Source organism: Streptomyces antioxidans (genome assembly GCF_000968685.2).
GTDB classification, from domain to species: domain Bacteria; phylum Actinomycetota; class Actinomycetes; order Streptomycetales; family Streptomycetaceae; genus Streptomyces; species Streptomyces antioxidans.
The window spans coordinates 1-21,470 of the sequence record NZ_LAKD02000026.1; the positions used below are offsets into that span (position 1 = coordinate 1).

At 70.5% G+C, this 21,470-nt stretch carries 16 protein-coding genes and 4 tRNA genes; 13 read left to right on the forward strand and 7 right to left on the reverse strand.

Annotated elements, in window-relative coordinates; translation table 11 throughout:
* Positions 1-4: 4 nt before the first annotated feature.
* From VT50_RS10075 to VT50_RS10095, 5 genes are all read left to right on the forward strand, one after another.
* Positions 5-1,555, forward strand: coding sequence for a metallophosphoesterase family protein (locus tag VT50_RS10075; protein WP_420822186.1), 1,551 nt, complete (start codon positions 5-7; stop codon positions 1,553-1,555).
* A gap of 81 nt (positions 1,556-1,636) precedes the next feature.
* Positions 1,637-1,712 (forward strand) — tRNA-Glu (locus tag VT50_RS10080).
* A gap of 222 nt (positions 1,713-1,934) precedes the next feature.
* The gene (locus tag VT50_RS10085) at positions 1,935-2,756 is read left to right on the forward strand and encodes a DUF1684 domain-containing protein (RefSeq protein WP_046086486.1); all 822 of its coding nucleotides are present in this window, start codon (positions 1,935-1,937) and stop codon (positions 2,754-2,756) included.
* A gap of 237 nt (positions 2,757-2,993) precedes the next feature.
* Positions 2,994-3,068 (forward strand) — tRNA-Asp (locus tag VT50_RS10090).
* Between the two features lie 4 nt (positions 3,069-3,072).
* A tRNA-Phe gene (locus tag VT50_RS10095) sits at positions 3,073-3,146 on the forward strand.
* 224 nt (positions 3,147-3,370) lie between these two features.
* Here VT50_RS10095 and VT50_RS10100 read toward each other — a convergent pair.
* Complete coding sequence (locus VT50_RS10100) at positions 3,371-3,988, reverse strand: TetR/AcrR family transcriptional regulator (RefSeq protein WP_046086487.1); 618 nt, start codon at positions 3,986-3,988, stop codon at positions 3,371-3,373.
* Positions 3,989-4,058: 70 nt separating this feature from the next.
* On the opposite strand from VT50_RS10100, the gene VT50_RS10105 reads away from it, so the two are divergent.
* Both VT50_RS10105 and VT50_RS10110 read left to right on the forward strand, forming a co-directional pair.
* The gene (locus tag VT50_RS10105; protein WP_046086488.1) at positions 4,059-5,393 is read left to right on the forward strand and encodes an alpha/beta hydrolase; all 1,335 of its coding nucleotides are present in this window, start codon (positions 4,059-4,061) and stop codon (positions 5,391-5,393) included.
* Between the two features lie 133 nt (positions 5,394-5,526).
* Positions 5,527-6,627 (forward strand): DUF1152 domain-containing protein, encoded by a 1,101-nt coding sequence (locus VT50_RS10110; protein ID WP_046086489.1) that lies wholly within the window; start codon positions 5,527-5,529, stop codon positions 6,625-6,627.
* A gap of 800 nt (positions 6,628-7,427) precedes the next feature.
* On the opposite strand, the gene VT50_RS10115 is transcribed toward VT50_RS10110, so the two are convergent.
* Positions 7,428-8,552, reverse strand: a complete 1,125-nt coding sequence (locus VT50_RS10115) for an ABC transporter permease (RefSeq protein WP_240529111.1) — start codon at positions 8,550-8,552, stop codon at positions 7,428-7,430.
* Positions 8,553-8,661: 109 nt separating this feature from the next.
* Between VT50_RS10115 and hrpA the strand changes: the two genes are divergently transcribed.
* The 3 genes from hrpA to VT50_RS10130 all read left to right on the forward strand — a co-directional run bounded on the left by hrpA (position 8,662) and on the right by VT50_RS10130 (position 13,141).
* Positions 8,662-12,597, forward strand: a complete 3,936-nt coding sequence (gene hrpA, locus VT50_RS10120) for an ATP-dependent RNA helicase HrpA (protein WP_046086490.1) — start codon at positions 8,662-8,664, stop codon at positions 12,595-12,597.
* A gap of 137 nt (positions 12,598-12,734) precedes the next feature.
* Positions 12,735-12,809: transfer RNA gene (locus VT50_RS10125), tRNA-Asp, on the forward strand.
* Positions 12,810-12,928: 119 nt separating this feature from the next.
* A complete protein-coding gene (locus VT50_RS10130) occupies positions 12,929-13,141 on the forward strand; it encodes a DUF6274 family protein (RefSeq protein WP_046086491.1) in 213 nt (70 codons plus the stop codon).
* Between the two features lie 459 nt (positions 13,142-13,600).
* On the opposite strand, the gene bldC is transcribed toward VT50_RS10130, so the two are convergent.
* Together bldC and VT50_RS10140 are read right to left on the reverse strand one after the other, a co-directional pair.
* Complete coding sequence (gene bldC, locus VT50_RS10135) at positions 13,601-13,807, reverse strand: developmental transcriptional regulator BldC (protein ID WP_020869672.1); 207 nt, start codon at positions 13,805-13,807, stop codon at positions 13,601-13,603.
* A 499-nt stretch (positions 13,808-14,306) separates the two neighbouring features.
* Complete coding sequence (locus VT50_RS10140) at positions 14,307-15,143, reverse strand: DUF8083 family protein (RefSeq protein ID WP_046086492.1); 837 nt, start codon at positions 15,141-15,143, stop codon at positions 14,307-14,309.
* A 176-nt stretch (positions 15,144-15,319) separates the two neighbouring features.
* Here VT50_RS10140 and VT50_RS10145 point away from each other — a divergent pair, with 176 nt between their 5' ends.
* Positions 15,320-16,474 carry a Leu/Phe/Val dehydrogenase gene (locus VT50_RS10145; protein WP_046086493.1) on the forward strand — a complete coding sequence of 385 codons (1,155 nt, stop codon included), beginning with the start codon at positions 15,320-15,322 and terminating at the stop codon, positions 16,472-16,474.
* Positions 16,475-16,899: 425 nt separating this feature from the next.
* Complete coding sequence (locus VT50_RS10150) at positions 16,900-17,154, forward strand: DUF3073 domain-containing protein (protein ID WP_046086494.1); 255 nt, start codon at positions 16,900-16,902, stop codon at positions 17,152-17,154.
* Between the two features lie 104 nt (positions 17,155-17,258).
* Here VT50_RS10150 and purM read toward each other — a convergent pair whose 3' ends face one another.
* The 3 genes from purM to VT50_RS10165 form a co-directional block, all read right to left on the reverse strand.
* A complete protein-coding gene (gene purM / locus VT50_RS10155) occupies positions 17,259-18,326 on the reverse strand; it encodes a phosphoribosylformylglycinamidine cyclo-ligase (protein ID WP_046086509.1) in 1,068 nt (355 codons plus the stop codon).
* Between the two features lie 43 nt (positions 18,327-18,369).
* On the reverse strand, positions 18,370-19,929 hold the full coding sequence (gene purF / locus VT50_RS10160; RefSeq protein ID WP_046086495.1) for an amidophosphoribosyltransferase: 1,560 nt from the start codon (positions 19,927-19,929) through the stop codon (positions 18,370-18,372).
* A 166-nt stretch (positions 19,930-20,095) separates the two neighbouring features.
* Entirely contained in the window at positions 20,096-20,893 is a 798-nt protein-coding gene (locus VT50_RS10165) for a maleylpyruvate isomerase family mycothiol-dependent enzyme (protein ID WP_046086496.1), read from the reverse strand.
* A gap of 105 nt (positions 20,894-20,998) precedes the next feature.
* Here VT50_RS10165 and VT50_RS10170 point away from each other — a divergent pair, with 105 nt between their 5' ends.
* Positions 20,999-21,397, forward strand: coding sequence for a nuclear transport factor 2 family protein (locus VT50_RS10170; protein ID WP_046086497.1), 399 nt, complete (start codon positions 20,999-21,001; stop codon positions 21,395-21,397).
* The last annotated feature ends 73 nt before the right edge of the window (positions 21,398-21,470 follow it).

The window sequence follows — 21,470 nt, forward strand, 5'->3', positions numbered from 1 at the left end:
CCCCGTGCCGTCCCCGTCCCCCTCCCCCACCGCGACTCCCGCGTCCCCCAACCGCCTGCCACCGCGGTTCGACCCCGCTCCGTTCGACCCCACGGCGCTCGATCCCACCGCGCGCCCCCGCCCCCTCGTCCGCGCCGCCGGGCTGGCCGCCGTGACCGTCCTCGGCGCCTGGGTCGGACTGCTGGTGGTCGGCAGCGTCCACATCTCCGTGGGGCCGATGGACACGCGGATGGCGCTGCGGCCGTCCCTCACCGGCGGCACCAAGATCAACGTGGCCCCGCTGGGCGCGCTCGAGCTGAACAGCCACCACGCCCCGCTCCGCCTAGACGTGGACGTGGACCGGCTCGACCCCATACGGTCCCAAGCCCTCGTCGACCACCCCGAGCGGCTCTCCGGGCTGCAGGACGAGGTCGCGGGCGATATCACCCGCGGCACCCTCGGCCTCGCGGTCCGCTCCTGCGTCGCCGTGGTCTTCGGCGCCACCGCGCTGGGCCTGGCCGTCTACCGCCGCCCGCGCCGGGCGCTGGCCGCCGGAGGGCTCGCGCTGACGCTGCTGACCGCCTCCGGCGGCGCCGTCTACGCCACCTGGAACCCGAACTCCGTCCTGGAGCCGCGCTACTCCGGGCTGCTCTCCAGCGCCCCCTCCGTGGTGGGTAACGCGCGCAGCATCGTGACCGACTTCGACGTCTATCAGCGGGAGTTGGCCCGGCTGGTGACCAATGTCACCCAGCTCTACGAGGCGACCTCGACGCTCCCCGCGTACCAGCCCGATCCGACCACCATGCGGGTGCTGCACATCTCGGACGTCCATCTCAATCCGGCCGCGTGGCACATCGTGCAGTCGCTGGTGCGGCAGTACAAGGTGAACGTGATCATCGACACGGGAGACACGATGGACCACGGCACCTCCGCCGAGAACGGCTTCCTCGACCCCGTCTCCGACCTCGGCGCCCCCTATGTCTGGGTGCGCGGCAACCACGACTCGGCGTCGACCCAGCGCTATCTGGCCAAGCGCAAGGGCGCGCATGTCGTGGACAACGGCGACGTGATCACCGTCGCCGGGCTGCGGATCGCGGGCATCGGCGATCCGCAGTTCACTCCCGACCGGTCCGCGGCGGCCGCCGGTGACGCGGCGGAGCACAGCGCCGGACGGCAGCTCGCCGAGGCGATCCGCGACCGCAAGCGCGACCGTAAGGACGCGGCCGCACCGGTCGACATCGCCCTCGCCCACAACCCGATCGCCGCCCGCGAGACCGACGGCACCGTGCCGCTCACCCTCACCGGCCATGTCCATCACCGCCGTACGGAGGTGCTCCCCGGCGGCACCCGGCTGATGACCGAGGGGTCGACGGGAGGCAGTGGGCTGCGCGCGGTGGACGACCGCACACCGGACGCGGTGCAGGCGTCGGTCCTCTATCTGGACCGGGACACCCGACGGCTCCAGGCGTGGGACGAGATCGATCTGGGCGGTCTGGGCCTGGCGAAGGCCGAGGTCAGCCGTCATCTACCGGCCGAGAACCGACCAGGGGCGACACCGACGCCCACCACTCCGTAAACCGTTTTGGCGAACCTCACCGGCATCCCATATGCTTCTCGCGTCCCCGAAAGCGCCGTAAGGCGCCCAGGTGGGCCATCGGCCCTCATCGTCTAGTGGCCCAGGACGCCGCCCTTTCAAGGCGGTAGCACGGGTTCGAATCCCGTTGGGGGCACCACCTTCTTGAGTCACCGCAGGTCGGAACGTACCTGCTGGTGACTTTTTTCGTACCCGCCACACGATGGCCCCCGGTCCCGCGGCTCCCGGAATGACTCCCTCCCCGACGCGGTTGTAGCTACCCGAAGGCACCGCTGCCGTACGTACGCAACGACGCCGCCGCCGTACGTACATACGTACGACGGCACCGGACCCGCCGCAGACCCCACGCGAGGGAGCGCAGATGACCGTCCAGGACGTCGACCGGGTGAGCTTCGCCGAGGAGTGGGAGCGCTGGCACCGCGCCCATGAGCAGGCGCTCGCCGATCCCCACGGATTTCTCGCGATCACCAGCCTGCGCTGGCTGAGCCCGGAGCCGACCCGCTTCGAGGACGCCCCCGGGGCCTGGTCCAGCGGACCCGACGGCGTGGTGGTCGAGCTGTCCGACGGCGAGGAGCTGACGATCGACGGCACGGCGGTGCACGGACGGCACGTCTTCGGGGCGATCGCCGAGCGGGCCAGCGTGTACGCGGGGTACGGCGACGCGGTGATCGAGATCGCCAAGCGCGGCGGCCACGACATCGTCCGCCCCCGCCACCCCGGCAACCCCCTCCGTACGGACTTCACCCGCACCCCCGCCTACGCCCCCGACCCCCGCTGGGTCCGCACCGGCCGCTACCTCCCCTTTGACGAGCCCCGCGCGATCACCGTGGGCGCCGTGGCGGAGGGCCTGGAGCACGTCTACGACTCGCCCGGGCAGGTCGAGTTCGAACTGGACGGCGAGACGTTCCGGCTCACCGCGTTCAACGGCAAGCGGCCCGGCGCCCTGATGGTGCTCCTCACCGACGCGACCTCGGGCGTGACCACGTACGCCGCGAACCGCTCCCTCCAGATCGACGCCCCCGACGAGGCGGGCCGCGTCACCCTGGACTTCAACCGCGCCACCAACCTCCCCTGCGCCTATACCGACCTCGCGACCTGCCCCCTACCGCCCGCCGAGAACCAGCTACCGGTCGCGATCGAGGCGGGCGAGAAGATCCCCCTGGAGCGCGGCGGCCGCCCCTGAAACGAACCGCTCCCGCCAGACCTCCGGCCTCCCTCCGACCGCCCTCCCACCGAGGCCCGGCCCGCCCGGTGAGCGGTCAGAACACGGCCGGAGGTCTGATACGCTGATCCAGCGACAACGACGCGGCGGAGAACAATCAAGCCCCCGGTTCGAAGATCGCAAGGAGTGCGAATCCACAGCGGAAATTCCCGTTGGGACCGCACCCCACATGTGCGAGACTCGTGCTCGTACACGCAAGGTCCTGTGGAGCAGTTTGGAGTGCTCGCCACCCTGTCAAGGTGGAGGCCGCGGGTTCAAATCCCGTCAGGACCGCTGCGGCTGGGTAGCTCAGTTGGTACGAGCGTCCGCCTGAAAAGCGGAAGGTCGCCGGTTCGACCCCGGCCCCAGCCACCGCAGCCCTCACCAGGGCAAAGCCCCCTCCCGGGTCATCCGGAGGGGGCTTCTTCGTTGTCCGTGATGCCCACGGCTGACGCCAACGGCGCCGGATCCGCCCTGGTACCTCGTGGGGCCGCCGGTTCGGCGCGACTTCTTCGGCCAGCCAGCAGGCCAGATCGTGCAGTACACCACCGCCCTGCGCCTAGGCACCGCCGAGGCCGAGCAGGTCCCGCAGCGCTTCACTGCGCCGGGTCTGTGCGTCGAAGGCCAGGGAAGGCGGCGGGGGTTGCCCAACCGCGTAGTACGGCATCGATCGATGACCGGAACGCGGTATCGGCCGCGGTGCCATCGAGGCCGCCGGCGAGTTCGAGGGAGACGAGCCCGTGCAGGGCGACCCACAACGAGACGGCGATCAGTGTGGTGTCGCCCGCGAGGATATGGTCCGCCACCGCGCGGTCGATCGCCGCGACAAGCGGCCGCACCGGGTCGCGTTCGCCGACCCAGGCCGATGGGACGAAGGACTGCGCGCCCCCGAACAACACCGTGTACAGGTGGCGGTGCTCGCGTCCCCAATGGCGATACGCCGCGGCCAGCGCGCGCAGATCCGCCAAGGCGGCCTCCGAGCCAGGAACGGCCGTGAGGTCCTGGAACAGACCGGCGACCGCCTGATCGCGCACCTCACGGATCAGTCCGTCCTTGCCCTGGAACAGCGTGTACACCGCCGCCGTCGACGTACCGGCGGCGGCGGCCAGCGCACGCACGGTGACCGACTCCTGGGGACGGGTGGCGAACATCTCGGTCGCGCAGGCCACGAGCCGGTCTCTGACGGCGGCGTCGTTCGTTCTCGGCCTTCCCACGAGGAGAAGTCTACCCGCTCTGATAACATTGTTTCAGAACGCTGTTTCAAAAAACTCGGGGAGAACCGCCATGCCACCGTCCGTCATACGTCCCTTGCGCTTTGTCGGCCGCCTGCTGGCGGCTACGGCCGCGGCGGTGGGGCTGGTCGCCTTCTTCCTGGCGCTCACCATCGCCACCGACGGCGCAGGATCAGGGTTCGCCGCATGGTCGGTGACCGTCGGGGTCGCGGTCGTCGCGGCGCTGTGGCGGGGCCGCCGCCGGTCCTGGCGGGGACGGCTGGTGCCATTCCTGCCGGTGCTCGTCGCAGCGGCTCTGACACTGTCGGTATGCGTCCCGACCGTTCCCACGACCCGTCGCCACCCGCCCGCCCTGGCGTTCGTGACCACCGAGCACTGGCGCCTGACCACCGGCAGCCGGGTCGCGGTCTACCACTATCCGGCCACCGGCAACAGCCCCCGGCATCGCGCTCCGCTCGTCTACCTCAACGGCGGGCCGGTGCGCGGCATCTCGGTCCTCGACCACCGCTTCCTGCAGCGGCTCGCGGGGCAGGGCCACGACGTGTACGCCTACGAGCAGGCCGGCGGTGGACGCAGCGACCTGCTGCCCATGGACCAGTACTCGATCACCCGGTCCGTCCGTGACCTCGGCGCCTTCGTCGGCAAGCTCGGCAAGGGCCGCGTCGACGTCCTGGGATTCTCCTCGGGCGCGTCCGTGCTCACCCGCGCCCTGGCCGATCCGGCCACCGCCGCTCAGCTGCGCCGGGCGGTTATCGCCGAGCCAGGCCCGATGGACGGCCCCACCGCCCGGATCTCGGGGCAGAAGGGCCTGCCGTCGGCCCGCGGCATCGCACCGGCCCTGACCGGACCACGCTCCACACACACCCCGCGGTACGCGGTCGCGTTCGGCCTCATGCGGCTCGGACTCCTCAGCCCGGAAAACAAGCTGGTAGGACAGGCGGAGGGCGACAACGCCTTCACCGCCGCCGATCTCGGCAGCGACACCGCGTCCGCCTACTGCGCGCAAGACGCGCACCGCATCCCGGTCGAGGACACGGCAGGCAACTTCTCCTTCAGCGCCGCCGCCAGCCTCCGCGTCCAGCAAACAATCAAAGACTCCCCCTCCATCGCCCCTCAGCTGAGGCACTCCCGGACACCCGCGATGCTGATGATCGCCGAGTGCTCCTCCCAGGTCCGGCAGTGGGCGACGACCATCCTCGCGAACGACCCCGCCATCCAGCGCACCCAGTACCTGCCCGGCGTCGGCCACCACATGTGGAACGGCCTGGATGACAACGACCAACGAGCGGCAGCCGTCATCACCGCGTTCCTCCGGGACAAGCCCGCACCGCTGCCCGACTACCCGACCCGAGCCGACACCCCTGCCTTCCTCCGTGACCACAAGTGAGCGGGCAGCCCCTGGGCGACCCACCCGCGTTGCGGAGGCGCTGCGGTCGGCCGTGGACGGCGGGTTCACCGCGCGCCGGTGACCGCCGCGTCCCGTACGACGGAATTGTCCGTTCCGGCCGTACGCTGGGCGGATGACGCGGCTGATCGTGGCGGGCGGAGGAGGCGGGGACGCCGTTGCCGCCGCGGTGCTCGACCGGGCCCTGTACGGGCGCGGAACGGCCGAGACGGCCGGTGACCAGGCGGTGATCCTGACCTATGCCTGGGACCGGCTCCTCGTCGATCCCGCCCCCGGGCCCCGGACAGCGGCCGACTTCACCGGTCTGCGGGCGCTGACGCCGAGCGTGTACGCCGTGCCCGGGGAGGCGAAGCCGGTGGCGCCCGCCGGGTCCACACTGCCCCGGCTGGCCGCCGAACTGCCGCACACCTTCGCGCTGCTCGACCCCCACCACGGTGTGGAGGGCATGGTCCGGCAACTGGAAGAGCTGATCGGGCACCTGGCCCCTACGTCGATCGACCTGCTGGACGTGGGCGGCGACATCCTCGCGCACGGCGATGAGCCGACGCTGCGGAGCCCGCTCGGGGACGCGCTGTCGCTCGCCGCGTGTGCGCAGGTGAACGCGGAGGTCCGGCTGCTGGTCGCCGGGCCCGGGCTGGACGGGGAGATTCCGGTGGAGGCGCTGTACGAACGGTTGGAGACGGTGGTCCATACGCTGACCGCCGACGATGTCGCGCCCATCGGGCCCGTCATGGAGTGGCATCCGTCGGAGGCCACCGGCATGCTCACGGCCGCGGCACGGGGGGTGCGTGGGGTGTGCGAGGTACGGGACGCGGGGCTCACCATTCCGCTGACGGACGGCGGGGCCGTGATCCATGAGGCGGACCTCGACACCGCGTTCCGCCGGAACCGGCTGGCCCGGGCCATCGCCGACACCACCGGCCTCGCCGAGGCCGAGCGGTACTGCCGGGAGATCTGCGGCTACTCGGAGATCGACTACGAGCGGGAGAAGGCCGCGCGGTTCGGGGCGGCGCCCGAGGGTCCGTTCCGGCCCAGGGCCGTGCTCGCCGGGGTCGCCCGCTTCGCGGAGGAGGCCCGTGCGCGGGGGGTCAGTCATACGACCTTCCGGCGTCTCACCGAGGTGCTCGGGCTGAGCGGGGTCCAACGCGCGGATCTGCGGGCCCTGCTGATCGGGACTCAGCCCGAGCGGTACGACGCTCCGCTGTGGCGGCTGTGATCCCCCGGATGGGGTATAGTTGATCTCGCAACGCCGCCCCGGAGGGCGGGAGTTGATGCGTCGGTCGTCTAAGGAAAGATACTCGTCTCCAAACGAGGGATGTAGGTGCAAGGCCTGCTCGGCGCTCCTTAGAAAAGTCCCTCCCCTGGTCAACAGGGGAGGGACTTTTTTCGTGTGCCTGGGTGGTCGTGTGCCCGGGTGCCCGTGTGCCCGTGTGCCCGGGTGGCCTGGGCGGCAGGGGTGTCCGGCGGGCCTTTCCCCTCCCCGCCCCTTCCCGATACCAAGGGCTCCGCCCCTGGACCCCGGGGGCCGCCCTGCCACGCGGCGGAGCCGTGTGGCGATGCTGCGGGGCGGGTAGTCCCGGCTTCGAGCTCCGAGGCGCCCCCCGGCACGGGGCCCAGGGACCCCGGCTCCGGGGCCTGGGCGGTGCTCCGGTGAGGGGCTGGGACTTTGCCACGATTGGGGGGAGGCGAAACCCCCGACTCCGGGGCCTGGAGCGGTGCCCCCGTAGGGGCTGGGGCCTTGCCGCGATTGGGGAGGCGAACCCCCGGCTCCGGGACCTGGAGCGGTGCCCCCATGGAGGCTGCGACTTCGCCGCGGCCGGGGAGGCGAAACCCCGACTCCGGGACCTGGAGCGGAGCTCCTGTGGGGGGCTGGGGCCTTGCCGCGGTTAGGGAGGCAAAACCCCCGGCTCCGGGGCCTGGGCGGTGCTTCCGTGGGGGTGCCGCAGTTGGGGAGGGGCGGGCGCCCGGCGCAGGCGGGTTGCGGTGCGGTCCGTCGGGCGGCCCGGACGACACGCCTCAGCACCGCGTCGGCGTCGCGCTCGGCGGTCGTCCGCCCGGGTGGCGGTGGCGCCAGGTCCAGAAGACGACGGCGGACACCAGGCACCACCCGACCAGCACCAGGAACGGAAAGGCGTGCTGATGGGCGCGGAAGTAGATCGCGGTGTGCTGGGCGTTGACCGAGGCACCCGGCGGGAGCCAGCGGCCGACGGTGCCGAGGAGGGAGGGGAGCAGGGGCCAGGAGACGGCGCCGCCGGAGGAGGGGTTGCCCAGGAGCACCATCAGACCCCAGGTGGGGATGAGCGCCCAGCGCCCGAAGAGGACGTTGAACATGGAGAACACCAGCCCCGAGGTGAACATCGTCATCGCCAGGATCGCCCAGGACTCCGGAAAGGGGAGCCGGAGCGCGCCCAGCCCCTGGTCGACGATCACCGCGATGGTGAACCCGCCGAGCAGGGCGTACGCGATCATGAAGGCGATCCGCTCGGCCGGGTTGAGCGCGGAGGCGTTCACGGTGAGCTGGATGGCGCCGAGGAAACCGATGATCGTGGCGGCCAGCGAGATGTAGAAGACCGCGAGGCCGCGCGGATCGCCGGGCTGCAGCGGTTTCACGTCCTCGACCGTGACCGGCACCCCGGAGACCCGGCCGACCTTGCCCGCGGCCTGGCCGAGCACCTGGGCGACGGTCGCCCCGGCCGCGCTCGCCACATCCATCCGTACGCCGCGGCCCCGTACCTGGAGGACCGCGAAGACCCGCTGTTCCTCCAGGGACCAGCGGGCCTCGGCGTAGCTGGGGTAGGGACGCGGCCGGAGGGAGGCGTTCAGGGCCTGCTCCATCCCGGCGAGGAACCGGTTCAGCGGGGCGGCGCCGTGGTCGGGGACCACGACGGCGGTGGGAACGTTCCGGGGGGTGGGGTTCGCGAAGGCGTAGGTGTACGAGCCCGCGAAGAGCCCCGCCCCCGCGGAGATGATCAGCACGATGACCGTCGCGGGGAAGAAGGGGGTTCGCTTGAACCGCGTCCACGCCGATGTGCACCGCCTCCACGCCGATGCGAAGGACGACCACGCCGATACGAGGGACGTCCACACCGATCGCAGCGATCGGCGCTCGGGGTCGGGGCGCTGCGCCCGGTCATCGGCCATGGGATCACGCTAAGGCGATGAACCGGTACATATCCCACATATCGCGCCACGCGGCGCGGACGGAAATGGTTCGCCAGCCGTTTTCCGGAGGTGAGATCCTGGGATCCGTATGTCCACCACGCCTGCCCCCGCCCTGCCCGCCCTGCTGGAGCGGCTGCCCGAGCTGATGCTGCGCGACCAGCAGCGGCTGGGGCGCCGGCTCGACGGTGCGCGCCGGATCCGTAAACCCGAGGCCCGTGCGGCCGTGCTCGGCGAGATCGCCGAGGAGATGACCCGTGCCGAGTTGCGGGTCGCCGACCGCCGCGCCGCGGTTCCGGCCATCACCTATCCGGAAGAGCTGCCGGTCAGCCAGAAGAAGGACGCGATCCTCGAGGCCGTCCGGGATCACCAGGTGGTGATCGTCGCGGGTGAGACCGGCTCCGGGAAGACCACCCAGATTCCCAAGGTCTGTCTGGAGCTGGGACGCGGCGTCAAGGGCCTCATCGGCCATACCCAGCCGCGCCGGATCGCGGCCCGCACCGTGGCCGAGCGCATCGCAGAGGAGATGCGCTCACCGCTCGGCGAGTCGGTCGGCTGGAAGGTCCGCTTCACCGACCAGGTGGGCCAGGACACCCACGTCAAGCTGATGACGGACGGCATTCTGCTCGCCGAGATCCAGACCGACCGCGAGCTGCGCCAGTACGACACGATCATCATCGACGAGGCCCATGAGCGCAGCCTCAACATCGACTTCCTGCTCGGCTATCTGGCCCAGCTGCTGCCCCGCCGCCCCGACCTCAAGGTCGTGATCACCTCCGCCACGATCGACCCCGAGCGCTTCTCCCGCCATTTCGGTGACGCTCCGATCGTCGAGGTCAGCGGGCGTACATATCCGGTCGAGGTGCGCTACCGCCCGCTGCTCGAGGAGGGCGGCGAGGACAGCGACCGCGACCAGATCACCGCGATCTGCGACGCGGTCGACGAGCTCCAGGCCGAGGGCCCCGGCGACATCCTGGTCTTCCTCTCCGGGGAGCGGGAGATCCGTGACACCGCGGACGCGCTGAACAAGAGGAGGCTCCCGGTCACCGAGGTGCTTCCGCTGTACGCGCGGCTGTCGCACGCCGAGCAGCACCGGGTCTTCCAGAGACACACCGGCCGCCGCATCGTGCTGGCGACGAACGTGGCCGAGACCTCGCTGACCGTCCCCGGCATCCGCTACGTGATCGACCCGGGCACCGCCCGGATCTCCCGCTACAGCCATCGCACCAAGGTCCAGCGGCTGCCCATCGAGCCGATCTCCCAGGCCAGCGCCAATCAGCGCAAGGGCCGCTGCGGCCGGACCAGCGACGGCATCTGCGTCCGGCTGTACTCCGAGGACGACTTCACCACCCGCCCGGAGTTCACCGACGCCGAGATCCTGCGGACCAACCTGGCCTCCGTCATCCTCCAGATGACCGCCGCCGGCCTCGGCGACATCGAGAAGTTCCCGTTCATCGACCCGCCGGACCGCCGCAACATCAAGGACGGCGTCCAGCTCCTGGAGGAGCTGCACGCCCTGGACAGCAAGCAGAAGGACCCGCGCAAGCGGCTCACCCAGGTCGGCCGGAAGCTGGCCCAGCTGCCGGTGGACCCGCGGCTGGCCCGGATGGTGCTGGAGGCGGATCGCAACGGCTGTGTCCGCGAGGTCATGGTGATCGCGGCGGCGCTGTCCATCCAGGACCCGCGCGAGCGCCCGTCGGACAAGCAGCAGCAGGCCGACCAGCAGCACGCCCGCTTCCGGGACGAGACCAGCGACTTCCTGGCCTTCCTCAACCTGTGGAAATACGTCCGGGAGCGGCAGAAGGAGCTGTCCTCCTCCGCCTTCCGCCGGATGTGCCGCCAGGAATACCTCAACTACCTGCGCATACGCGAATGGCAGGACATCTACAGCCAACTGCGCACGGTCGCCAAGACCATGGACATCCACATGTCCGAGCAGGACGCGGCGCCGGACCGCGTGCACACATCGCTGCTGTCCGGGCTGCTGTCGCACGTCGGGCTCAAGGACACCGACAAGAACGAGTACGTGGGCGCGCGCAGCGCCAAGTTCGCGGTCTTCCCCGGTTCGGCGCTGTTCAAGAAGCCGCCGCGGTGGGTGATGTCGGCGGAGCTGGTGGAGACCTCCCGGCTGTGGGCGCGGGTCAATGCCCGGATCGAGCCGGAGTGGATCGAACCGCTCGCCCAGCACCTGGTCAAGCGCACCTACAGCGAACCGCACTGGGAGCAGAAGCAGGCCGCGGTGATGGCGTATGAGCGGGTCACGCTCTACGGGGTGCCGATCGTCGCCCAGCGGAAGGTCAACTACGGCCGGATCGACCCCGAGACCAGCCGCGACCTGTTCATCCGCAACGCCCTGGTGGAGGGCGACTGGCGCACCCACCACCAGTTCTTCCACGACAACCGCAAGCTGCTCGGCGAGGTCGAGGAGCTGGAGCACCGCGCCAGGCGCCGCGACATCCTGGTGGACGACGAGACGCTCTTCGACTTCTACGACCAGCGGATCCCCGAGCATGTGGTCTCCGGTGCGCACTTCGACTCGTGGTGGAAGCACAAGCAACGCGAAGGGGGCACCGCGCCGGAGCTTCTCAACTTCGAGAAGTCCATGCTCATCAACGAGCGGGCGCAGGGCGTCACCAAGGACGCCTATCCGGACTCCTGGCGCCAGGGGAAGCTCAAGTTCAAGGTGACCTATCAGTTCGAGCCGGGGGCGGACGCGGACGGCGTGACCGTCCACATCCCGCTCCAGGTGCTCAACCAGGTCACCCCGGACGGCTTCGACTGGCAGCTCCCGGGCCTGCGGGAGGACCTGGTCACCGAGCTGATCCGCTCGCTGCCCAAACCGGTCCGCCGTCACTACGTCCCGGCGCCCAACTACGCCAAGCGCTTCCTGGAAAGCGCTGTCCCCCTCCAGGAGCCGCTGACGGCGGCGCTGGGGCGGGAGCTCCAGCGGATGGTGGGCGTACGGATCGAGCCGGAGGACTGGGACCCGGCGAAGGTCCCCGACCACCTGAAGATCACCTTCCGGGTGGTCGACGAGCGGCGCCGCAAGCTGGCCGAGGACAAGGACCTGGAGGCGCTGAAGCTGCGGCTGCGGCCGAAGACGCGGGCCGCGATCTCCAAGGCGTTCGAGTCCTCCAAGGAGGCGGTGGGGATCGAGCAGCGCGGCGGGCTGACCCGGTGGACGGTCGGGACGCTGCCGCGCACCTTCGAGACGCGCCGCGGCGGCCAGCCGGTCAAGGCGTATCCGGCGCTCGTCGACGAGGGCTCCTCGGTGGCCGTACGGCTCTTCGACACCGAGGCCGAGCAGCGGGAGGCGATGTGGCGGGGGACCCGCCGGCTGATCCTGCTCCAGCTGCCGTCCAACCCGGCGAAGTTCGTCCAGGGCAAGCTCTCCAACCAGGCCAAGCTGGCGCTCTCCAGCAGCCCCCACGGCAGTGTGCAGGCGCTGTTCGACGACTGTGTGGCCGCGGCGGCCGACCGGCTGATCGCGGCCCGTGGCGGCCCGGCCTGGGACGAGGAGTCGTTCCGCAAGCTCTTCGACGCCGTCCGCAGCGACATCATGGACGCCACGCTGGAGACGGTGCGCAAGGTCCAGGAGGTGCTGGCGGCCTGGCAGTCGTGCGAGCGGCGGCTGAAGACCACCAGCAGCCCGGTGCTGCTGCCGTCCCTGACGGACATCAGGGAGCAGCTCTCCGAGCTCATCACCCCGGGTTTCGTGACCGCGCACGGCGTACGGCGGCTTCCGGACCTCATGCGCTATCTGGTGGCCGTGGACCGGCGGCTCCAGCAGCTTCCTGGCAACGCCGAACGGGACCGCGCCCGGCTGGCGAAGGTGCGGGAGATGCGGGACGAGTACGCCTGGCTGCTGGAGCAGTTCCCGCCGGGGCGCCCGGTGCCCCAGGAGGCGCTGGAGATCCGCTGGATGATCGAGGAGCTGCGGGTCAGCTACTTCGCACACGCCCTCGGCACGGCCTATCCGGTGTCCGACAAGCGCATCGTGAAGGCCATCGACGCGGTGGCGCCGTAAGGGTGTCCCGGGGGCTCCGGCGGGCCGCCGGAGCGCCACCGGGCGCGAGTTCGACCGCACGCCCTGACCTGCTGTAGAGTCTGCATCGCAGCGCACACGGCGCGGCGCACGGCGGCGGAGCCGCAAGCGCCACTGTTGGTCCTGTGGAGCAGTTTGGAGTGCTCGCCACCCTGTCAAGGTGGAGGCCGCGGGTTCAAATCCCGTCAGGACCGCTTACGCCAAAGGCCCGGATCCGGATACGGATCCGGGCCTTTGGCGTCTTGACGGCACACCGCACACAGAGGTACCCAAACTAAAAGGTGTGCGTGGGGGTGCGCGGGAGGTGCGGCGTATGACGACGTCCGCGAAGCATGAGACCAGGGCGCTGCTGCGGGCCCATCTGGCGGCCGCCGCGGGCAACCGCCACTTCACCCGGCACTGCCCGATCTGCCATCGCCTGCTGCGGCTGGCGATGGAGCACCCGGCGGCCGACGAGGCGGGCGACAGGGCCGGGCACGGGGAGCGCGAGGGGACGACGAGGGCCTCGCCGGGGTCAACTCGGTAAGCCCTTACCGCAGTTGCCCCTAGCGTAACTACTAGGAACAGGGCAAGGGTTGGGGCGTGTGACGGGAGTCACCGAATGGGTTTCCGGAGTGAGGGAACTTACACCCTGCTCATCACAGGTCAATTTAATATGTGCAATTGCACCCTCTGTCCATGACCCTCACGGACCTCCCGGAAGCGCTCCGCGCGCCTCCTCAAGCCCCTTGCGGACCACCCCGCACAACCCGAACGATTGCGCTTCCAGAGCCACTTGAAGCCCCCTGGAGGCACCCTCCGGAAGACCGTTCCCGGACATAAAAAGATCGCGCCGGACCCGGCGGAGTCCAGCGCGATCAACGACGCACCCATGTCGAGCGGTGGAGGGCCTGTTGGGGCAGGCACCCGTCGTGGTGAAGCAATATGGAGCTATACAGGCGAAAGCCGGGCTGGGGGGCCCGGAAATGCCCGGTTATGCGGTTATTCAGCCCTCGCTGCGCTGCTGCGGGATGCCCGCAAGAAGAGCACGGACCTCCGCTTCGCGGTAGCGCCGATGCCCTCCGAGCGTTCGGATCGACGTGAGCTTGCCTGCCTTCGCCCAGCGAGTGACCGTCTTCGGGTCCACGCGGAACATCGTGGCAACCTCAGCCGGGGTCAGCAGCGGCTCGGCATCAGGGGTGCGAGCGGTCATGAGCGGCCTCCTCGGGAGAACCGAACCATCACGGTTCTTTCCTCTAAATTCTGCACCTTGACCCACGTTGCCCGAAATGGCGGACGCGGGCCGAGTCGGTTATAGGACGAACGGCTTGTCCTCGGCACTACAACTACACCATCTGTCCAGCCCCGTCGGCCAAACCGATGGAATTGCCCTCTCAGGTGACCAACCTCGACGGAAGCCGATGGACCATGCCATAACGGACTGTCACGCGGCCGTGACGATCAGTCACAACAGGATCAGGGGTCACCAGATCCGTCAAGAAGTGCAATACCGATGAATCCGCCCATAGTTGGGCGGAAGGAGCCCCTCCCGGACTCCTTGTCCTATTTTGACACGAGGATGGGTGATTACCGCAAGGCCCGAAGTCAGTGCTTTAGGTCACGATTGAGGCAATGGCCCGGATAGGGACCTACGTCCCCTCTGTTCCGGAGACCCGCTCCACCGGCCACCCGGCGCCCGTTCGGCCGGGCGTTCAGCTCGCGTTCTGCCGCCCGCGGACCACGCTCCAGCGGTCGGTCAGCCGCTCGTACGCCACGCCCGCGCGCTCCCCGTCCCCGTCGCGCAGCGCCGCCAGGCCCTCCGCCACATCCGCGGCCGAGTGGTCGTCCTCCAACTGCCCGGCCGGCAGCGCGTGCACCAGACCGCCGTAGTCCAGCTCGACCAGCGACCGTGGGTGAAACTCCTCGAGCCACCGGCCGACGTCCACCAGCCCGTCGATCAGCGGCCCCTCACCAAGAGCCTCCTTGAGCACCTTAAGGCCACGCGCCACCCGGCGCCTGGCCTGGACCATCGGCGTGCGGTAGCGGAGGATGAGGCCGTCGTCACCCTTGGTGAACTCGCGCTCCTCGTCCCCGAAGAGCACGAACCAGCGCACCGGCACATGCCAGGTGGCCGAGCGGATCCACGGCCGGGCGTCCGGGTTGCGCTCCAGCCACCGCTCGAAGTCGGCCACCGCCTGCCGGCGCACCACCGGGGGCAGGGCCGCGTCCAGAAGGGCCCCGGGAAGGAGTTCCGGGAGCTCCTCCAGGGCCAGCCAGCCCCTCAGCCGGGTGCGCCACGGGCAGACGCAGGTGACGCCGTCCACGAGCGCCACGAAGGCGTCCGCGCTCTCCTGCACCGGAACCGGCACCGGGGGGACCGGCAGCAGGTCCGCGAGCGAGCGGCGCAGCTCGTCCTGCGCGTCCGGCAGGTCGTCGCGCTTGGCGTACCGCGCCCAGTGCGATCTCTCCGGCTCCGGGAACGCCGCCAGTGGCTCATAGACCCGGAGATACGCCGCGTACGGAACAATCACCGAAGACGCCAAGGTCACACGCGCTCCCTCAAGGCTGAGACCACCGCCGGGGGCTCCCTTACCCCCAGCTGACGGCATCGTCCCATGCCCGGCATACGGACTCGTCGGGGACATGGCCGATCCCCCGGGGCCCCAGGGCTTACCCTCGTGCCCACGGCCCTCCCCACCAGCAAGGAGGGCGTCTTCCCCGACCTATGGGAGTCACCACCGTGACCGACGTACGTCACACCGTCAGCGCCGACGGTCCGACGGAGAGTCGCGTGCCGAACCCTCTCTCACCGCTTTCGACACTGTTCCGCTCCGATCTCGGCGGGCATGAGCAGGTACTGCTCTGCCAGGACCGGGAGAGCGGCCTGAAAGCCGTCATCGCCATCCACTCCACCGCCCTGGGCCCGGCCCTCGGCGGCACCCGCTTCCACGCCTACGCCTCCGAGGAGCACCCCGAAGACGCGGCGGTCCTCGACGCGCTCAACCTCGCCCGCGGCATGTCCTACAAGAACGCGCTCGCCGGGCTCGACCACGGCGGCGGCAAGGCGGTGATCCTCGGCGATCCCGAGGAGATCAAGACCGAGAAGCTGCTGCTCGCCTACGGCCGCTTCGTGGCCTCCCTCGGCGGTCGCTATGTCACCGCCTGTGACGTGGGCACCTATGTGGCCGACATGGACGTCGTCGCCCGCGAGTGCCCCTGGACCACCGGCCGCTCCCCCGAGAACGGCGGCGCCGGGGACTCCTCGGTGCTGACCGCCTTCGGCGTCTTCCAGGGGATGCGGGCGAGCGCCCAGGCGTCCTGGGGCGCGCCCACGCTGCGCGGCCGCCGGGTCGGCATCGCGGGGGTCGGCAAGGTCGGCCACCACCTGGTGGAGCACCTGCTGGAGGACGGCGCCGAGGTCGTGGTCACGGATGTGCGCACCGAGTCGGTGGACCGCGTGCTGGCCCGCCACCCCCGCGTCCAGGCGGTCCGGGACACCGAGGCGCTGATCCGCGCCGACCTGGACGTCTACGCCCCGTGCGCGCTCGGTGGCGCCCTGGACGACGACACGGTGCCCGTCCTGACCGCGAAGGTGGTGTGCGGCGCGGCCAACAACCAGCTGGCCCACCCGGGCGTCGAGAAGGACCTGGACGGCCGCGGCATCCTCTACGCGCCGGACTACGTGGTGAACGCGGGCGGTGTCATCCAGGTGGCCGACGAGCTGCACGGGTTCGACTTCGACCGGGCCAAGGCCAAGGCGGCGAAGATCTTCGACACGACGCTGGCCATATTCGATCGGGCACGGACCGACGGCATCCCGGCCGCCGCGGCGGCCGACCGGTTGGCCGAGCACCGGATGGCGGAGGGCCATGACGCCTGAGCCGCGGCCTGGCAGATGCCAGGGGCATGGGCCGAGGGGCGCTCGAGGGCCGCTGGAAGCGTCTGAGAGCGCCTGAGAGGCGATGTGAGACCCGCGCGGACGGGCCGTGCGGGTCCCTTGCCTGAGGCGGCCGTACGGGGGATGTGAGAGCCCTCTGGGGGCCATCGGGGAGAGATCCCTCACGGCCCGTCGGCGGGTCGGCGCACAAGACACGTTAAAATCGCAGCTGACCAGCGAGGAACGGGCTCCTCGCGGGTTCTGCCTCGTGGCACGTCGTGTGGGCGACGTACCGTATGGCCACAGAAGCAGGTACGGTTGAAGCCCTACGGACCGGTCTCTCTTCTGAGAGTCCGCTCTGATTTATGAACGTGAACGCGTGTCAAGACTCTGGGGCCGTCGAGCCCCGTCGTTGAGGGGGTCGAGCCATGGGGCGCGGCCGGGCCAAGGCCAAGCAGACGAAGGTCGCCCGCCAGCTGAAGTACAACAGCGGTGGGACGGATCTCTCACGCCTGGCCGAGGAGCTGGGCGCATCGACATCGAACCAGCCGCCGAACGGTGAGCGGTTCGAGGACGATGAGCTGGACGACGACCCGTACGCACAGTACGCGGATCTGTACAACGACGATGAGGACGAGGACGACGAACAGTCGGATCCGTCCCCGCAGCGTCGCCGCGCCTGAACCACACGTTCCAGGCGCTCGGCTTATCGCCGCACACCTCCACCGGTCCGGGGCACCCGCCTCGGGCCGGCTTCTGTGCTGTCCGCACACCCGGCACGGCCGACTCAGTCCGCATGGTCACCGGTCAGGGTCACCGCTTCCGCGTCCCCGGCCGTGCGCTCGGTGATCTCACCGCCGACCCAGGCCTCGACACCACGGTCGGCGAGCGTGGTGAGCGCCACATCCACGGAGTCCGCCGGGACCACGGCCACCATGCCCACGCCCATGTTGAGGGTCTTCTCCAGCTCCGGCCGCTCGACCGAACCGGCCTCGCCGACCAGCCGGAAGACCGGGGCGGGGGCCCAGGTCGAGCGGTCCACGACCGCGCGCAGCCCCTCGGGGATGACCCGTGCCAGGTTGTTGGCCAGCCCGCCACCGGTGATGTGCGAGAAGGCGTGCACCTCGGTGGTGCGGGTGAGGGCCAGACAGTCCAGCGAGTAGATCCGGGTGGGCTCCAGCAGCTCCTCGCCCAGCGTCCGGCCGAGCTCCGGCACCTCGCGGTCCAGCGCCCAGCCCGCCCGGTCGAACAGCACATGGCGGACGAGTGAGTACCCGTTCGAGTGAAGTCCGGACGATGCCATGGCGATCACCGCATCACCCGTTCGGATACGATCCGCGCCCAGCACCCGATCGGCCTCGACCACGCCCGTACCGGCCCCGGCGACATCGAAGTCATCAGCGCCCAACAGCCCCGGGTGCTCGGCGGTCTCGCCGCCCACCAGGGCGCAGCCCGCGAGGGTGCAGCCCTCGGCGATGCCCTTGACGACGGCCGCGACGCGCTCCGGGTAGACCTTGCCGACACAGATGTAGTCGGTCATGAACAGCGGCTCGGCACCGCAGACCACCAGGTCGTCCACGACCATGCCGACCAGGTCGCGGCCGATGGTGTCGTACACGCCCATCCGCCGGGCGATGTCCACCTTGGTGCCGACCCCATCGGTGGCGGAGGCGAGCAGTGGACGCCGGTAGCGGGCCAGCGCGGAGGCGTCGAAGAGCCCGGCGAAACCGCCGAGGCCGCCCACGACCTCGGGCCGGCTCGCCTTCTTCACCCACTCCTTCATCAGCTCGACGGCGCGGTCGCCCGCTTCGATGTCGACGCCCGCGGCGGCGTAGGTGGACCCGGACTCGGACATGACGTTGAGATCTTTCGTATCGGGGATGACGGGCGGGCGGCGCTCAGGGACGGCGCAGTGCGTCGGCGCCGCCGACACCGGCGGTCAGCGTCGTCACACCGTCGGCGTCGCCGCTGCTCTGCCCTTGCGTCTCGGACTCCAGGAGGTGCTTGCCCAGCAGCTCGGGATCCGGCAGGTCCATCGGGTACTCACCGTCGAAGCAGGCACGGCACAGATTCGGCTTGGCGATCGTGGTCGCCTCGATCATGCCGTCGGTGGAGATGTACGCCAGCGAGTCGGCGCCCAGCGACTTGCCGATCTCCTCGACCGAGAGACCGTTGGCGATCAGCTCGGCGCGGGTGGCGAAATCTATGCCGAAGAAGCACGGCCACTTGATCGGCGGGGACGAGATCCGGATGTGCACCTCGGCGGCCCCGGCCTCGCGGAGCATCCGCACCAGGGCGCGCTGGGTGTTGCCGCGGACGATCGAGTCGTCGACGACCACCAGGCGCTTGCCCCGGATGACCTCCTTGAGGGGGTTCAGCTTGAGCCGGATGCCGAGCTGCCGGATGGTCTGCGAGGGCTGGATGAAGGTCCGGCCCACATAGCTGTTCTTGACCAGCCCGGAGCCGTACGGAATCCCACTGGCCTCGGCGTAGCCGACGGCGGCCGGGGTGCCGGACTCGGGCGTCGCTATCACCAGGTCGGCGTCGGCCGGGGACTCCTTGGCGAGACGGCGGCCCATCTCGACCCGGGAGAGGTAGACGTTCCGCCCCGCGATGTCGGTGTCCGGACGGGCCAGGTACACGTACTCGAAGACACAGCCCTTGGGCCGGGCCTCGGCGAAGGTGGTGGAGCGCAGCCCGTTCTCGTCGATGGCGACCATCTCGCCGGGCTCGATCTCGCGGATGAAGGACGCGCCCACGATGTCCAGAGCGGCGGTCTCCGACGCCACCACCCAGCCGCGCTCGAGGCGGCCGAGGACCAGCGGCCGGATGCCCTGCGGGTCGCGCGCCGCGTAGAGCGTGTGCTCGTCCATGTAGACGAGGCTGAAAGCGCCCTTGACCTTGGGCAGCACGAGGGAGGCCGCCTGCTCGACGGTGAGCGGCTTGCCGTCCTCGTCAACCTGGCCCGCCAGCAGGGCGGTGACCAGGTCGGTGTCGTTGGTGGCGGCCACCTGGGTGGCCCGGCCGCCGTCCCGGGGCAGGGCCGCGACCAGCTCCGCCAGCTCGGCGGTGTTGACCAGGTTCCCGTTGTGGCCCAGCGCGATCGAGCCATGGGCGGTGGCCCGGAACGTCGGCTGGGCGTTCTCCCACACCGAGGCTCCGGTGGTGGAGTAGCGGGCGTGACCGACCGCGATATGGCCCGTCAGGGAGCCGAGGGAGGTCTCGTCGAAGACCTGTGAGACCAGGCCCATGTCCTTGAATACGAGAATCTGGGAGCCGTTGCTCACCGCGATGCCCGCGGACTCCTGTCCGCGGTGCTGCAGTGCGTACAGCCCGAAATAGGTGAGTTTGGCGACCTCTTCTCCCGGTGCCCAGACTCCGAAGACGCCGCAGGCGTCTTGGGGGCCCTTCTCACCGGGGAGCAGGTCGTGGCTGAGTCGTCCGTCACCACGTGGCACGCCATCGAGTCTAGGCCAGTTCGGCGGTGCCTCCGAACGAGGGACCCGTCAGGAGGGCGTAAGTCACATTCTCCGCACCGCTCACGGGCCCCCGGGACCCGCGCCCGACCTGCGCACGGCCCGCGCGGAGGCGCCGGTCCGAGGTAAGGATCACATCTCGGGCCGGTCAGCCGAGCACGGGCAGGTGGGCGGAGAGGTCGGCGCGGTCGCCACTCGCGGTCAGCGGCCCGGACTCCAGGGCCTCGGCCCAGGTCAGACGGCCCGTGGCAAGGCGGATCCAGGTCGGCGGATCGGTCTCCACGACATTCGGCGGGGTGCCACGGGTGTGCCGGGGACCCTCGACGCACTGCACCACGGCGAACGGCGGGATCCGGAGCTCGACCGAACCGCCGGGCGCCTTCGCCGCGAGGGCGTCGGCGAGCACCCGGGTGGCGGTGGCCAGCGCCTGGCGGTCGTGCGGCACGGGGACGCCGGTGGCGTCCGCCAGGTCGTCGGCGTGGACCACCAGCTCCACACAGCGGGTGACCAGGTAGTCGTCCAGCCGCATCGCCCCGACCCGGGCGGCCAGCAGCCGGTCGGCGGGCGCGACGGCGGCCACCTCGGCGAACCGGGCCTCGGCGCGCTCCAGCAGCTCGCCGGGCCCGGTGTCCGCCGCGAGAGCGCGGGTCTCCTCGGCGATCGGCCCGGAGTGCCCGGCCACCGCCGCCGCCCAGCCGGCGACCGTGACGACCTCGCGCGCGGGCGGCGCGGGCCGCTCCAGGAGGCGTACGACGGACGTCACGGCCATCCCCAGATGCGCGATCAGCTCCCGGACCGTCCAGTCGCCGAGCCGGGTGGGGGCGTCCAGGGCCGTCCCGTCCAGCCCCTCGGCGGCCTTCCGCACCTGCCGGAGCTGCGCGGCCACGGCGGTCCGGGTCTTGACGGGGTCATAGCTGCGAGCGCGGGCACGGGGACGAGGCGGCATGGCGCCGAGCCTATCGACAGCCCCATGGGGCGGACGGAGGATGGAGAGGAGGATAGAGAGAAGGGGACAGATCGGTATCCATCAGAACGAAAGGTGTGAACGACCATGGGCGAGCACCCCGATGCCACCGTGGTGCGCCGCGCCTGCACCGCGTTCCAGCAGGGCGACCTGGACACCTTCAGCACGCTGCTGACGGCCGACGTCACGCAGCACATGCCCGGGGACAGCATGATCTCCGGACTCCACAAGGGCCGGGACGCGTGTATGCGGCTGTACCGCACCGAGTTCGAGGAGACCGGTGGCACGCTGCGGGTCGATCTGGAGTCGGTGCTGCCCGACGGGCGCGGGCATGTGATCTCCGGCCTCCGCGTCCGCGCCGAGCGCGGCAACCGCACGCTGGACATGAAGACCGGGCTGTTCTTCACCATCGTCGACGGGAAGATCAGCGACATCGACCAGTGCGTCGAGGACATCGACGCCACCAACGCCTTCTGGGGGCAGTGAGCCCGCTTCCGGACGAAGTGCAACAGATTCGGACGGACCGTACGGCCCACTCCCCGCCGTCGGGGTGCGGGCC